The following is a 13,418-nucleotide window of genomic DNA, read 5'->3' as shown; positions in this document are numbered from 1 at the left end:
ACCTCACTGGTTGGCGGTCTGGGCGCAGGATGACCTGCTCCCGGGAACGAGGCACCGAAAAAATGCCTCGGATAAGTCTAGCCGACGTCGGCGATCGGCCGCTGCACGGCCTCTGAGACGGCGGATTCGGGCACCCGATAGCTGCGCCCGAAGCGCACCGCGGGCAGTTCACCCGCGTGCACGAGGCGGTACACCGTCATCTTCGATACGCGCATGATCTGCGCGACTTCGGCGACGGTGAGAAAGCGCACATCGGGCAGCTCAGCCATGTCCCATCCTCCCCCGCGGTTCAGCACACTCTAGGGCGATACAGAGACGCGTGTAAACCGGGGTGACGCGTGTGACGCGCATAGCGACGACATAGTCGGCACCGACGGAACGCCTCATCGTGCACGAGAACCTCTTCTCATGACCACGGACGACCCCACCCCCACGACCCCTTCCCCGGCCGTACCGGTAGCCGCACCCGCGCCTCCCACGATGGCCGCCGCGGATGCCGCCGCCTCCCACATGCCCCCTACGGCGCCGGAGGCAACGCCGACTCGGGCGCAGCCCCGGCGGCCGCGCGGTCTCGTGATCGGCGCCATCGCCGCCGGCGCCGTGCTTGCCCTCGGCGCCAGCTTCGGCGGTGGGATCGCGACCGGTTGGGCGCTGTCGGGGACCGCTTCGACTTCTCAGTTCCAGGACGGCGGGTTCGGTCCGGGCGGATCGGCGGGCGACGGCGAGCGCCCGGAGTTCGGTCAAGGCGGTCCGGGTGGCCCTCAGCAGGACGGCACGATGCCGACCCGACCGGACGAGGACTCGACGAGCCCCGACGAGGATTCCGGCAGCGGGTCCTGAGCTCAGCGACCGCGCTTGCCGAACGCGGCCGCCACCGCGCGGTTGACGGATGCGGCCGCGCGACCGACGGCTGCAGCCGCGTTCGCGGCCGGCTCCGGCAGCGTCGAGACGAACGCGGCCGTGGCATCCTCGTCCTCCGTGAGGAAGGGCATGAGCCACGCGTCGATCTCGTCGAGAGGTTCGCGCGACAAGCTGTAGTAGCGGTGCTGTCCCTCTTCGCGCACCGAGACGAGGTCGCTCTCACGGAGCACCTTGAGGTGCTTCGACACCGTCGGCTGGCTAACCCCCAGCTCGCTCACGATGTGCGAGACGCTCGTGCCGTCTTCGCCGGATGCCGAACGATCCAGCAGAAGACGCAGGATGTCGCGCCGGGTCGCGTCCGCGATCACGCCGAAGATGTCCGCCATGCGCCTTAGGTTAGTCGGGCTCCGAGCGGAGTACCATGACACGCGTTCCGGTCGCTGACCGCTCCGCATCTCCGAAGGGTCCCACGGATGACGTCCGACTCGGCGAGCTCTGCGACGCGGCGTCGGCTCAGCGCCCTGTGGGAGCGCATCAGCGACGCGGCCAAGACCTTCACGACCTCGTCGCCGGCGCGCTTCGCGGTTCTGATCTTCTCCGCCCTCATCCTGCTGTTCACGGCGCTCCTGTCGCTGCCCGCGATGGCGGCGGACGGCCGGGTCACCCCGCTCGCGGACGCCCTGTTCACCGCCGTGTCCACGATCTGCGTCACGGGTCTGTCGACGGTCAACATGGGATCGCATTGGTCACCGCTGGGGCAGGTCGTCATCTACATCGGCGTCAACGTCGGTGCGCTGGGTGTGCTGACCCTCGCCTCGATCCTCGGGCTCATCATCTCGCGCAGGCTGGGACTGCGCGCGAAGCTCATCGCTGCCGGCGACAGCAATCCCATGCGCGTGCACGGCGGCCCCGTCAACGAGGGACAGACCGTGCGCCTCGGCGAGGTCGGTGCGCTTCTTCGCACCGTCGCCCTCTCCACGCTCGTCATCGAGGCGGGGCTCGCCGTCCTGCTGTACCCGTCGCTGCTCGCCGGCGGAGTGGACCCGATCACGGCGCTGTGGGAGGCGCCCTACTTCGCCGCGATGTCGTTCACGAACACCGGCTTCACCCCCAACGCCGACGGTCTCGCACCGTTCTCGCACGACTACCTGTTCATGACGGTGCTGATGATCGGCGTGTTCCTCGGGTCCATCGGCTTCCCGGTGATCTTCACCCTGTGGCGGCACCAGTGGCACGTGCGCCACTGGTCGCTGCACACGAAGCTCACCCTCATCACGACCGTCATCCTCTTCTTCGCCGGCGCCGTCGTCTTCGTGAGTCTGGAATACGACAACCCCCTGACCTTCGGCGGGATGGATGCGTGGGATACGACTTTCCAGTCCTTCTTCCTGTCGGCGATGACCCGCTCAGGCGGCTTCTCCGTGGTCGAGATCGGCGATCTGCACGGCTCCTCGCTGCTGGTCGGCTCCATGCTCATGTTCGTGGGCGGCGGGTCGGCGTCGACGGCGGGCGGCATCAAGGTCACGACGCTCGCGGTGCTCGCGCTCAGCGTCTGGTCGGAGGCCAAGGGACGCCCGTCGGTGCAGGCGTTCGGCCGCCGCATCCCGAGCGACGTGCAGCGCGTCGCTCTCTCGGTCGTGGCGTGGGGCGCGACGATCGTCGCGATCTCCACGGTCACCATCGCGCAGATCACGAAGGCGGATGTGGACAAGGTCCTGTTCGATGTCGTGTCCGGCTTCGCTACGGTCGGGCTGTCGACGGGACTCACCAGCGACCTGCCGGACCCGGCGGTATACGTCCTGGCGGCCACGATGTTCATGGGTCGTGTCGGCACCGTGACCCTGGCGGCCGCGGTGGCCGCATCCTCCCGCTCCCAGCTCTATTCACTGCCGGTCGAGCGCCCCATCGTCGGCTGAACGGCGCGGCTCATCATTTCGGATGAACCGCCCCGACGAAGGATCGAAACCGCCCCGATCGCCGTCTTCACGCGCGCGCCGTCGCCTACCGTGAGGGCATGACGAAGCTGCTTGCGCACCTGCTCATGCCGATCGTCGCCGCCGTGGCGTTCGGCGCGTGGCTCGCAGTGGAGAGCCCCCGGCTTCTCACCTCTGCCGTTCCGATGCGCGATGAGACGTTCACAACGAGCCCGTACGCACTGCTGTGCGCGATCGGCCTCGCCCTCGCGCTCGCGCTGACCCGGTGGCGCCCGGCGTGGAGCCTGACGCTGATCAGCCTCATCCTCGCCGCCCAGCTCTTCTTCTGGCCGGCACGCTTCAGCCAGACGGGATGGACGGCGTACCTGCTGCTGCTTCCCGTCACATACGTGGTGGCGTCACGCATCGTCGAACGACGCCGCCTGCTCCTGGGCGCCCTGCTCACCGGAGCTCTCGTCGTCGTCGCGCTCCTGACCGTGCCCGCACTGTCGTTCTCCGGCGTGGAGGGGACGATCCACGGCAAGTCCTGGCCCTCAGTAGAGGCGGCGCAGCACATGGGTTGGTGGTCCGCACTGGTCCTCGCCGCGACCGCGGCGCTCTGGCGTGCGGGACGCCGCCGCGACAGACGCGCGTCGGTGCCGCAACCCGCGGCTGGCGACATTCGCCACGAGGGCCTCGAAGGTCTCTCGGCGCGCGAGCGCGAGGTGTTCCGCCTGGTCGCCCGCGGGCTCTCCAACAGTGCCGTGGCCGCACAGCTCGTGGTCTCCGAAGCCACGGTGAAGTCGCACCTCAGCGCCGCACTCTCAAAGCTCGGGCTGACCTCGCGGAGCGAGCTGATCGTCTACGCCTACGAGCGAGGTGTCATCCGGCCCGGGGCGATCTGAATCGAGATCACGGTCGATGGGAGCGGAGCGATCGCCGTAATCTGTTGCCCATGGTTGAGAAGCTCCGCAACGACGCCCCTGTGCTCGTGATCGGCCTCGGTCGCTTCGGCGCCGCCTGTGCGGGCGAGCTCGACCGCCTGGATCGCGAGGTGCTGGCGATCGACGACAACCTCGATCTGGTGCAGAAGTGGTCGGAGCGGGTCACCCACACGGTGCAGGCGGATGCCCGCAACATCGAGGCGCTCACGCAGGTGGGGGCCGCGGACTTCCAGGTAGCGGTCGTGGCCGTCGGCTCGTCCATCGAGGCGTCCGTGCTCATCACCGCGAACCTCGTCGACCTGAAGGTCCCGCAGATCTGGGCGAAGGCCGTCTCGCAGTCTCACGGCAAGATCCTTGCCCGCGTCGGCGCCAACCACGTCATCTACCCCGAGCGCGAGGCCGGCGAGCGGGTCGCGCACCTCGTGAGCGGTCGGATGCTGGACTTCATCCGCTTCGACGACGACTTCGTGCTCGCGAAGATGTACCCGCCGCGCTTCATCCGCGGCGTCGGTCTCAACGAGTCGGGCGTTCGCACCAAGTACAAGGTGACGGTCGTCGGCGTGAAGAGCCCCGGCAAGCCGTTCCGCTACGCCGAGGCGAACACGGTCGTCACCAACCACGACCTCATCATCGTCTCGGGAACCAACAGCGACATCGAGCGCTTCGCCTCCCTCGACCGCTGAGCCTCAACCGCCGGCGGCGAGCTCCTTCGCGCGCTCGAGGGCGGCATCGGTCGCCTCGGCGAACACCCGTTCGAGGTGGGCGTCCTGCAGCACCGCGACCGCACGTTCTGTCGTGCCCTTCGGGCTCGTGACACGCCGACGCAGCTCCGCCGGGTCTTCGCCGGTGGCATCGAGCAGCGCCGCGGCGCCGATGAAGGTGTGCTCCGCCATCAGCCGCGCCGTCGCGGCGTCGAAGCCCTTCTCCACCGCGGCCTCGGTGAGCTTCTCGATGAGCAGGAACACGTAGGCGGGCCCGGAGCCGGAGATGGTCGACAAGGCGTCGATCTGCTCCTCCGCCACCTCCACGACGGCGCCCACGGTCTCGAACACCGCCCGCACGACGCCCATCACGCGCTCGTCCGCGAGCGAGCCTGCAGCGACACCCGTGACGGCCTTGCCGACCACGGCCGGCGTGTTGGGCATGGAGCGGACGACGACCGCATCCGGACCGAGAATCCGCTCGAACGTGGCGATCGTCACGCCCGCCGCGAGGCTCACCACGATCGTGCCCGGGCGCAGGTGCGGGCCGATCTCGGCGAGCAGATCCGGGACCATGCCGGGCTTGACGCCGATCAGTACGACCTCGGCGGATGCGGCCGCGGCCACGTTCGCGGCCGCGTCGTGCTCGAGCGCGAGCGAGCGGATGCCGGGGTGTGTCAGCAGGTCGGCCTTGGCGCGGCTGCGATTGGTGACGACGACCTCGCCGGCACGCCCGGAGGCTGCGACTCCCTGGGCGATCGCGCCGCCCATGGAGCCGGCGCCGAGGATCGCGAGAGGGGGGAGCTGACTCATTTTTCCACCCTACGACCCGGGGCGACTTCAGGTGCCCCGACTATCATCGGAACGGCCGGGGCCGCGATGTGCCCCCTCCTGGAGGCGTCCATGATCGAACCCACCAGCCCCCTGTTCGACGGCATCACCGCCCGACAGGTGGACACTGCACGTATCTCCGCGCGCGTCCTGCTGCGCGACGGCGACCGTAGCGACACCCCCGCCGAGCGCACTGTGGTGCTCCTGCACGGGCTGCTGTCGTCGTCGCTGATCTGGCAGGAGTTCATGGAGGAGCTCCCGAGCGACCTGCGCGTCGTGGCGATCGATCTGCGCGGATTCGGCGGCACGGAGTCCCTGCCGGTCGATGCCACCCGCGGACTCGGCGATTTCGCCGACGACCTGCGCGCCGTCCTGGACGCCCTCGAGATCCGTGCGGCGCACCTCGTCGGCACCGACCTCGGCGCATCGATCGCGGCGCAGTACGCACTCGACGGCCACGGCGTCCTGTCGCTGACGCTGCAGGCCCCCTTCTCCCCCTACGGCCTGGGCGGCACCCGCCTCGATGGCACCCGCCTCACCGACGACGGCGCCGGAACCGGGGCCGCGACCGCGAACGCGGAGTTCGTGCGTCGGCTGACCGCCCGCGACAAGAGCGACGAATCGCCCGCGTCGCCGCGGAGCGTCTTCCGCGCCGAGTTCGTCTCGGAGGCGTATCGGAGCGCGCGCGAAGACGTCTGGGTCGACGCGATGCTCTCCACCTCCACCGCCGGCGGCAACTACCCGGGCGATACCGTGACGAGCCCGAACTGGCCCGGAGCAGCCCCCGGCGATCTGGGGGTGCTCAACGCACTCGCCCCCACCCACTTCGACCAGTCCGCGCTCGCGCACCTCGGTGCGCGCACCCCGGTCCTGTGGATCCACGGCGAACTCGATGCGATCGTCTCGGACGCCTCGTTCCTGGACCCGGCCCACCTCGGCTCGCTCGGCATCCTGCCCGACTGGCCGGGTGCGGATGAGGCGCCGTCCCAGCCGATGGTCTCGCAGACGCGTGCCGTGCTGGATGCGGACGCCGCGACCGGGGCGGACGTGCGCGAGCTCATCGTCGAGGGCGCCGGCCACCTCGTTCACCTCGAGCGTCCCGCCGCTGTGCGGCAGGCGCTGTTGGAGGTCATCGGATACATCGGGCACGCCCCGAATCCGGCTCCTCCCACCGAGACGATCGTGCTGAAGTCCTCGGACTGAGAACCGTCACGGGGCAGACTGACTCCATGGAGTATTGCGTCTTCACGGAACCGCAAGAGGGGTTCGGCTACCGCGACCAGCTGGCATTCGCGCAGCGCGCGGAAGCGCTCGGCTTCGACGGGTTCTTCCGCTCCGACCACTATCTGCGGATGGCCCCCGGCGATCCGCTGCCCGGGCCCACGGACGCTTGGACGACCCTCGCGGGTCTGGCGCGCGAGACCTCCCGCATCCGGCTCGGCACGCTCGTGTCTTCCGTCACCTACCGCGTGCCGGGCGTCCTCGCCGTCCAGGTCGCGCAGGTCGACGACATGAGCGACGGCCGGGCGGAGCTGGGACTCGGAACCGGCTGGTTCGCCCAGGAGCATGCCGCGTACGGCATCCCGTTCCCCGAGAAGCGCTTCGGGCTGCTCGAGGAGCAGTTGGAGATCCTCACCGGGATGTGGCAGACCCCTGTCGGCGAGACGTTCTCCTTCCACGGCGAGCACTACCGGCTCGATGAGAGCCCGGCGCTCCCGAAGCCGGTGCAGGAGCGCGTGCCGGTCATCGTGGGCGGCGGCGGGCCGCGGCGCACGCCTGCCATCGCGGCGCGCTTCGCGAGCGAGTTCAACATCGGGTTCGCGACCGATGAGGTGATCGCGGAGAAGTTCCGCACCGTGCGAGTCGCCTGCGAGAGCATCGGACGCGATCCCGGGAGCCTCAAGCTCTCGGTGGCACTGCCGACCATCGTCGGACGCACCGCCGCCGAGCGTGAACGACGCGCGGCCGCCATCGGGACGGATGCGGCGAGCTTCGACAACGGAGCCAACATCATCGGCGAGCCGGCCGCCGTGCTCGAGCGGGTCGAGCGGCTGCAGGCCCTCGGCGCCGATCGCGTCTACTTCCAGCTCATGGACATGCGCGACCTCGAGCACCTCGAGCTGCTCGGCACCGAGGCGCTCCCCCACCTGCCGTAGTGCGGTGCGAGATCGCTTCAGCGGCGGGCTGTGAAGAACGCCTGCAACTGCGCGGATGCCGCCTGCTCGGCCACTCCGCCGATGACCTCGACGCGATAGGGCAGCCGGCGATCGCGCAGCAGGTCGTACATGGATCCCGCGGCTCCCGCTTTGTCGTCCCACGCGGCGAACACGACGCGGTCGATGCGTGCCTGCAGGATCGCGCCCGCGCACATGACGCATGGCTCGAGCGTCACCACGAGCGTGCAGCCGCTGAGGTTCCAGGACCCCGTGGATGCGGCCGCCCGCCGCAACGCGACGACCTCGGCGTGGCCCGTGGGGTCCCCCGTCAGCTCGCGCTCGTTGCGTCCCTCGGCGATCGTGCGACCATCGGCATCGAGAACCACTGCGCCGACGGGGACGTCACCGTCCGCCGAGGCGTGCTGCGCCAGCTCCAGCGCACGCGCCATGGCGGCCTCGTCCGCGGGTCGGGTGGGCAGATTCACCCGGCCAGACTAGCTCCGCGGCCCGCATCCGCGTGACGTAATCTGGACCCATGCGCCTGCACGTCGCCGACCACCCGCTCATCACGCACAAGCTCACGGTGCTGCGCGACAAGAACACCCCCTCCCCGGTGTTCCGTCAGCTCACGGAAGAGCTGCTGACCCTGCTCGCATACGAGGCGACGCGCAACGTGCGGGTCGAAGAGCTCGAGATCGAGACGCCGGTCACCTCGACGACGGGCGTGCGGATCTCCGAACCGCGCCCCCTGGTCGTCCCGATCCTGCGCGCCGGTCTCGGCATGCTCGACGGCATGGTGAAGCTGCTGCCCACGGCCGAGATCGGCTTCCTCGGCATGGCGCGCAACGAGGAGACCCTGCAGCCGTACACGTACGCGGAGCGTCTGCCCGACGACCTCAGCGACCGCCAGTGCTTCGTGCTCGACCCGATGCTCGCCACCGGCGGATCGCTGGGCGCGGCGATCGACTTCCTCTTCGCCCGCGGCGCGCAGGACGTCACCGCGATCTGCATCCTCGGCGCGCCGGAGGGCGTCGCCAAGATCGAGGAGCTCGTCGGCGATCGCGACGTCACCCTCGTGCTCGGCGCTCTCGACGAACGCCTGAACGAGAAGGGCTACATCGTGCCCGGTCTCGGCGACGCCGGCGACCGCCTGTACGGCACGGTCTGACCCCCGCTCAGAGCCACTTCTTCTTCCGGAAGATCACCCACAGGGCGACCGCGAACACCCCCATGCCGCCGACGGCGAGGGGGTAGCCGTACTCCCAGTGCAGCTCGGGCATGTTCTCGAAGTTCATGCCGTAGATACCCGCGATGAGTCCGGGCGCGAAGATGATCGCCGCCCACGACGAGATCTTCTTGATCTCGTCGTTCTGCGCGAGGTTGGCCTCGGTCTGCCGGCGGGCGACGAGAGCGGAGTGCACCGTCAGCGCCTTGTCGAGCAGCGCACGGAACCCGTCGATGCGGTCCGCGATGCGGATGACGTGGTCGAGCACGTCACGGAGGTTGCGCTGCACCTCGAGGTCGACGTCGTACTTCTCGTAGCCGCGACGCAGCCACTCCAGCATCCCGGCCATCGGCTGCACGGCACGCCCGAAGCTGATGACCTCACCGAAGAGCTCGTAGATGCGGCGTGAGAGCGCGTCGTCGTCGCTGTCACCGAAGAGCTGATCCTCGATCTCGTCGATGTCGTTCTCGATACCGGCGACGACGGGCTCGTACTCGTCGACCACACGGTCGAGGATCGCGTAGAGCACGGCCTCCGGACCCAGCTCCAGCAGCTCCGGCTGGTGCTCGAGCCGCTGCCGGACGGCCGCGAGGTTCGGCGACTCCGCGTGACGGATGGTCACCACGAAGCGGGGGCCCACGAACAGGTGAAGCTCGCCGAAGTCGACGTGCTCGAGCTCGTCGTCGTAGTGGGCCGGACGCAGCACCACGAACAGGGTGTCGCCGTACCGTTCCACCTTGGAGCGCTGGTGCCCCTGGAGGGCGTCCTCGACGGCCAGAGGGTGCAGACCGAACTCGCCCGCGACGCTCGCGAGTTCTGCCGGCCCGGGCCGATACATCCCGATCCAGGCGAAGCCGTCGTGGGCGTCGAGGAGTTCGTATGTCTCGTCGAGGCTGCGCGGGGTCTCCACGCGGTGTCCCTGGACGTAGATGGCGTTGTCGATCAGGGTCATGAGGTTCTCCGGTGTTGCGGGCGCGACACGGCGCCAGAGGATGTGGTTGCGCTCTCCGCCAGGGCGCGGCCACCGGATCCCGTCTCTACCGGAGGGACGCGGCGGTGTGCGCCGTGGCGCACGAACTATCGCCGGCCATGGCCATCACCGCCTCTCGGTCTTCTCGGGTGAGCTCTCTCTCGTGCGCGGGACGTGCGCGCGCTCCGCCCGCTCAGCGGGCCCGGGCGATCATACCTCTCTCGGGTGACCGGTTCGCATCCCTGTCGCCGGGGCCGGTGACCGCTCGTCCTCGCCGACCAGCCGGGCGAACGCGCTCAGCCGCGCCACGCCCTCGGGGGTACGCGGCAGGTCGTCGAGCAGATCGGGTGAGAAGACGACGTATGCGGCGAACTGCGCCCGGGACGCGGCGACATTCAGTCGGTTCTGCAGCAGCAGGAACTCGAGCCCGCGCGGGGCCTCGCGGCCCGAGGACGCGGCGAGCGACACGATCGCGACGACCGCCTCCTGCCCCTGGAACTTGTCCACGGTCCCCACCCGGATGCCGGTGAGCCCCGCCGCCTCCAGCGCGCTCTCCACCTCGACCTGCTGACCGTTATAGGGCGTCACGACGATGATGTCTGCGGCGGTGAGCGGCCGCGCGACCGCCTGGCCGTCGTCATCGCACGTCCAGGTGCGGCCGATCGAGTCGCGGACGATGCGCACGACCTCCGCAGCCTCCTCGGGAGAGGCGACCGCGTTGCCCGTGTGCACCACCGGCACCGGGTGCACGCCCGGCTCGACGCCGTCGAGCGAGCGAGTGGCCGTCACCGGGGCGGAGGCGAGCTCGCCGTCGTAGGAGAGCTCCGACACGGCACTCGCGAGCGCCGGGTGCATCCGCCATGTGTGCGAGAGGAAGTAGCCGTGGGATGCGGGCAGTACCGCCTGCCCATCCATGACCCACCCCAGCGCCGACTCGTCGACGGGCTCGGGATGCGTGCCCTGGCTGACCTGCGGCAGCTGCTGCGGGTCGCCCAGCAGCAGCAGACGGCGCGCTGCCCGCGACACGGCGATCGTGGAGGCGAGGGAGAACTGGCCGGCCTCGTCGATGACGAGCAGATCGAGACTGCGGCGCGGAACGCGGCCGGCGTGGCTGAAGTCCCACGCGGTTCCACCGACGACGAAGCCGCCCGGCCGGTCCGCGGTGAACGCCGCAAGTGCATTCTTCTCGAACACCGTGAACGACACGGCATCCGCCTGGCTCGGATCTTTCAGCGCCTTGCCAACGAGGTTCGCGGGGAGCCCCGCGGAAACGATCCGATCCAGCATGTGTTCCACGACGGCGTGCGACTGCGCGACGACACCCACCCGGAAGCCGCGCTCGGCCACGAGGCGTGCGACCACGTGGGAGCCGACGTAGGTCTTGCCCGTACCGGGAGGGCCCTGCACCGCCAGATAGCTGTCATCGAGGTCGACGACGCTGCGGACGATGGCGGCGACGTCGTCGCCGGCCGAGGGTGTGAGCGCGTCCGTCGTGGTACGCGGAGCGACGCGACGCAGGATGTCGGTGGCCGCGTCCAGCGGGAAGTGCGGATCGGCGTCGATCAGCGCGTCCGCCCAGGCGTCGATCGCCGCCTGCTGATTGCCTGCTGCGGGGGGAGCCGCGGGCGCGAGGGCGATCGGCAGATCCGACCAGGTCTCGCCGTCGGCGGCGAGCTCTTCCACGACGGCGCCGTCATCGAGCGCCTCGACGATGCGCACCGCACGCGCCGCATGGATCCACCGCGGGGAAGCCTCGCCGAAGGGCGCCGGGGTCGCGTACACGAGGAAGGGCTGGGTGCCGACGCTCAGCCGAGTGCCCGGCGCGGGATCCCCCCGGAGCTCGAGGCGGCGACGCAGCGCACGCTGACGCCCCTGACCCGGCTGCCAGTCGTCGACGACACGCGTGCGCGTACCGTCGAGCACGACGACGTCGCGGGTGTCCTCCCACAGCGACACCGGCTCGCGGAGCCGGAGGAAGTGCGAGGCCCAGAAGGTCTTCGCCTCGCGCGGGTAGTAGTCGATCGCCGCGGCGCCGAGGCGGAGGGCGGCCGCATCCGCTTCGTCGTCGGTGACGGCCGCACGGCGCTGAAGAGCGACGGAGCGGAAGGACGGCTCGTAGACGGCCTCGCCCACGACGGGATCGGCCGACGGGAAGAGCCGGGCCTCGCGTGCACGGTCGACGAGCCAGTCGCGCAGGCGCAGCGTCGAGACGCAGTCGTCGCGGTTGTACTCGGCCAGATCGTCGAGCACGGCCTGAGCCTGGTCGTCCTGCCCCGCCTCGAGCAGCGTGCGCGCCTCGACGTATCGCACGATCGAGTCGTCGCCGCGCTGCACGCCGCTCGTACGGCGCTGGGCCCCCATGTACAGCGGCTCGAGCTTCTTGATGGAGTACGACCGGGACCCGACCCGCAGCGCCCGGCGGACGATCGGATACAGGTCGACGAAGACGCCGTCGCGCAACAGACGATCGACCTCGGCCTCGCGGGTGCCGTGGCGCGCGGCCATCGCCAGCAGGTGCGTCGGCTCGTAGGGCGCGTAGTGGTAGATGTGCATGCCCGGATGGGCGCGCCGACGCAGATCGACGAAGTCGATGAACGTCTCGAGCGCCGCCTTCTCGTCGGCGAACGAATGCGCCCACAGCGCCGAGTACTGCTGCTCGGGATCGATCCATCCGAAGAGGTAGTCGATCCCCCAGTCGCCGCCGCCCTCGGTGTACAGCGGGTCGCCCTCGAAATCGAAGAAAAGATCGCCCGCATCGCGTCGCGGCAAGGCGGCGAGCGCCTGCGGCAGCACGACCTCGTAGCGGGGCACGGCGTCGACCGGCACCGTGCCGTCGGGTCCGGGAACGCCCGCCGGACTCTCCAACTGGAGGCGGGCCTGCGTCCGCAGCGACGTGAAGACCTCGTCGCTCATGCGCTCCGGCGCCCCCGCCGCTGCCGCCAGCTCGTCGATCGTCGTGATGCCGGCGGCGCGCAGACGCTCACGCTGCACGGGGCGCATCCCGGCGACGAGCAGCAGGTCGCGGTGCGCTGCCACCTCCGTCTCGCACGTCGCACAGCGCCCGCACGCCACGACACGCAGCGCCCCGCGGGTGTCTCCCCACGCGAGCGGCGCGTCGGCGGCACCCGCGGCGAGGTCGCGGTCGGCGATCAGCGCACGCAGTCGTGCACGACGCTGCCGGTACACCGGCATGAGGTCGCGCACCCGATGGGTGCTGACCGAGCCGTCGCCCAGCAGCAGCTCCACGCGATCGGCACGGGCCACGCCCGCCGCATCCAGCTGATCGACGTATGCCGCCAGCTGCATCAAGGCCGTCACGCGCGCGTGGCGGGCGAGTTTGGTGTCCTGCACGATCCACGCGCCGTCGTCTGTGCGCACCAGGAAGTCGGCGAAGCCGACGAACTCGTCGGTTCGGAACGCCGCCTGGTAGACGACGTGGGCGCCCGGATCGGCGAGGGCGGAGACGGTCGCGGCGACCGCGTCCGTCATCGCCGCCTCATCGCCCGAACGCGTCTCGGGGATCTCGACGACCGCATCGCCGAACTCGTCGCGATAGCGCTGCAGCACGGCCAGCTCGTGCCGCGTGCCGAGTCGCGCGGCCCGCTCGAGCATGAGGTCTTCGGGTTCGATGACGGCGGGGATGCGACCCAGCCGCGCATCGAGCTGGCGTAACCACGCGAACTCGCACTCCGCCGCGGCCTTGAGGTCGCTCGCGCTCCACACCACGCGCCCACTGTCGGACCCCGCAGGCTCGATGTATCGCATTCGCTCCCTTTCCTTCATCGACCCTAGTTGCGGCCCCCGACAGCGCCTCCCG

Annotated in this window: 13 protein-coding genes; 7 read left to right on the top strand and 6 right to left on the bottom strand. The window is 70.0% G+C overall.

The window, feature by feature from the left end; all coding sequences use genetic code 11:
- Window positions 1-77: 77 nt before the first annotated feature.
- Complete coding sequence (locus KYX17_RS31365) at window positions 78-269, bottom strand: helix-turn-helix domain-containing protein (protein WP_243233651.1); 192 nt, start codon at window positions 267-269, stop codon at window positions 78-80.
- Between the two features lie 139 nt (window positions 270-408).
- On the opposite strand from KYX17_RS31365, the gene KYX17_RS31360 reads away from it, so the two are divergent.
- The gene (locus KYX17_RS31360; protein ID WP_243233649.1) at window positions 409-840 is read left to right on the top strand and encodes a hypothetical protein; all 432 of its coding nucleotides are present in this window, start codon (window positions 409-411) and stop codon (window positions 838-840) included.
- Between the two features lie 2 nt (window positions 841-842).
- Here the strand turns inward: KYX17_RS31360 and KYX17_RS31355 are convergent, their stop codons facing one another.
- Complete coding sequence (locus KYX17_RS31355; RefSeq protein WP_243233648.1) at window positions 843-1,247, bottom strand: helix-turn-helix transcriptional regulator; 405 nt, start codon at window positions 1,245-1,247, stop codon at window positions 843-845.
- Window positions 1,248-1,334: 87 nt separating this feature from the next.
- Between KYX17_RS31355 and KYX17_RS31350 the strand changes: the two genes are divergently transcribed.
- The 3 genes from KYX17_RS31350 (at window position 1,335) to KYX17_RS31340 (ending at window position 4,401) form a co-directional block, all read left to right on the top strand.
- Window positions 1,335-2,777, top strand: coding sequence for a TrkH family potassium uptake protein (locus tag KYX17_RS31350; protein ID WP_243233647.1), 1,443 nt, complete (start codon window positions 1,335-1,337; stop codon window positions 2,775-2,777).
- 98 nt (window positions 2,778-2,875) lie between these two features.
- Window positions 2,876-3,679 carry a response regulator transcription factor gene (locus tag KYX17_RS31345; protein WP_243233645.1) on the top strand — a complete coding sequence of 268 codons (804 nt, stop codon included), beginning with the start codon at window positions 2,876-2,878 and terminating at the stop codon, window positions 3,677-3,679.
- 50 nt (window positions 3,680-3,729) lie between these two features.
- Window positions 3,730-4,401, top strand: a complete 672-nt coding sequence (locus KYX17_RS31340; protein ID WP_137417935.1) for a TrkA family potassium uptake protein — start codon at window positions 3,730-3,732, stop codon at window positions 4,399-4,401.
- A gap of 3 nt (window positions 4,402-4,404) precedes the next feature.
- Here KYX17_RS31340 and proC read toward each other — a convergent pair whose 3' ends face one another.
- A complete protein-coding gene (gene proC, locus KYX17_RS31335; protein ID WP_243233643.1) occupies window positions 4,405-5,232 on the bottom strand; it encodes a pyrroline-5-carboxylate reductase in 828 nt (275 codons plus the stop codon).
- Window positions 5,233-5,322: 90 nt separating this feature from the next.
- Between proC and KYX17_RS31330 the strand changes: the two genes are divergently transcribed.
- Together KYX17_RS31330 and KYX17_RS31325 are read left to right on the top strand one after the other, a co-directional pair.
- Window positions 5,323-6,453, top strand: coding sequence for an alpha/beta hydrolase (locus tag KYX17_RS31330; protein WP_243233641.1), 1,131 nt, complete (start codon window positions 5,323-5,325; stop codon window positions 6,451-6,453).
- Between the two features lie 26 nt (window positions 6,454-6,479).
- Window positions 6,480-7,406, top strand: a complete 927-nt coding sequence (locus KYX17_RS31325) for an LLM class F420-dependent oxidoreductase (RefSeq protein WP_243233636.1) — start codon at window positions 6,480-6,482, stop codon at window positions 7,404-7,406.
- A 17-nt stretch (window positions 7,407-7,423) separates the two neighbouring features.
- Here the strand turns inward: KYX17_RS31325 and tadA are convergent, their stop codons facing one another.
- Entirely contained in the window at window positions 7,424-7,891 is a 468-nt protein-coding gene (gene tadA / locus KYX17_RS31320; RefSeq protein WP_308220996.1) for a tRNA adenosine(34) deaminase TadA, read from the bottom strand.
- A 50-nt stretch (window positions 7,892-7,941) separates the two neighbouring features.
- Between tadA and upp the strand changes: the two genes are divergently transcribed.
- Window positions 7,942-8,574 carry a uracil phosphoribosyltransferase gene (gene upp / locus KYX17_RS31315; protein ID WP_137417940.1) on the top strand — a complete coding sequence of 211 codons (633 nt, stop codon included), beginning with the start codon at window positions 7,942-7,944 and terminating at the stop codon, window positions 8,572-8,574.
- Between the two features lie 7 nt (window positions 8,575-8,581).
- On the opposite strand, the gene KYX17_RS31310 is transcribed toward upp, so the two are convergent.
- Together KYX17_RS31310 and KYX17_RS31305 are read right to left on the bottom strand one after the other, a co-directional pair.
- The gene (locus KYX17_RS31310) at window positions 8,582-9,583 is read right to left on the bottom strand and encodes a magnesium and cobalt transport protein CorA (protein ID WP_243233635.1); all 1,002 of its coding nucleotides are present in this window, start codon (window positions 9,581-9,583) and stop codon (window positions 8,582-8,584) included.
- A 228-nt stretch (window positions 9,584-9,811) separates the two neighbouring features.
- A complete protein-coding gene (locus KYX17_RS31305; protein ID WP_243233634.1) occupies window positions 9,812-13,366 on the bottom strand; it encodes a bifunctional RecB family nuclease/DEAD/DEAH box helicase in 3,555 nt (1,184 codons plus the stop codon).
- Between the last annotated feature and the right edge of the window lie 52 nt (window positions 13,367-13,418).

The organism is Microbacterium sp. CIAB417, from assembly GCF_022788845.1.
This window is presented reverse-complemented; position numbering and strand designations above follow the sequence as displayed.

What these genes read in the sequence shown, in the direction of transcription:
- KYX17_RS31365 (WP_243233651.1), bottom strand. Translation starts at nt 269, where the DNA reads ATGGCTGAGCTGCCCGATGTGCGCTTTCTCACCGTCGCCGAAGTCGCG.
- KYX17_RS31360 (WP_243233649.1), top strand. Translation starts at nt 409, where the DNA reads ATGACCACGGACGACCCCACCCCCACGACCCCTTCCCCGGCCGTACCG.
- KYX17_RS31355 (WP_243233648.1), bottom strand. Translation starts at nt 1,247, where the DNA reads ATGGCGGACATCTTCGGCGTGATCGCGGACGCGACCCGGCGCGACATC.
- KYX17_RS31350 (WP_243233647.1), top strand. Translation starts at nt 1,335, where the DNA reads ATGACGTCCGACTCGGCGAGCTCTGCGACGCGGCGTCGGCTCAGCGCC.
- KYX17_RS31345 (WP_243233645.1), top strand. Translation starts at nt 2,876, where the DNA reads ATGACGAAGCTGCTTGCGCACCTGCTCATGCCGATCGTCGCCGCCGTG.
- KYX17_RS31340 (WP_137417935.1), top strand. Translation starts at nt 3,730, where the DNA reads ATGGTTGAGAAGCTCCGCAACGACGCCCCTGTGCTCGTGATCGGCCTC.
- proC (WP_243233643.1), bottom strand. Translation starts at nt 5,232, where the DNA reads ATGAGTCAGCTCCCCCCTCTCGCGATCCTCGGCGCCGGCTCCATGGGC.
- KYX17_RS31330 (WP_243233641.1), top strand. Translation starts at nt 5,323, where the DNA reads ATGATCGAACCCACCAGCCCCCTGTTCGACGGCATCACCGCCCGACAG.
- KYX17_RS31325 (WP_243233636.1), top strand. Translation starts at nt 6,480, where the DNA reads ATGGAGTATTGCGTCTTCACGGAACCGCAAGAGGGGTTCGGCTACCGC.
- upp (WP_137417940.1), top strand. Translation starts at nt 7,942, where the DNA reads ATGCGCCTGCACGTCGCCGACCACCCGCTCATCACGCACAAGCTCACG.
- KYX17_RS31310 (WP_243233635.1), bottom strand. Translation starts at nt 9,583, where the DNA reads ATGACCCTGATCGACAACGCCATCTACGTCCAGGGACACCGCGTGGAG.
- KYX17_RS31305 (WP_243233634.1), bottom strand. Translation starts at nt 13,366, where the DNA reads ATGCGATACATCGAGCCTGCGGGGTCCGACAGTGGGCGCGTGGTGTGG.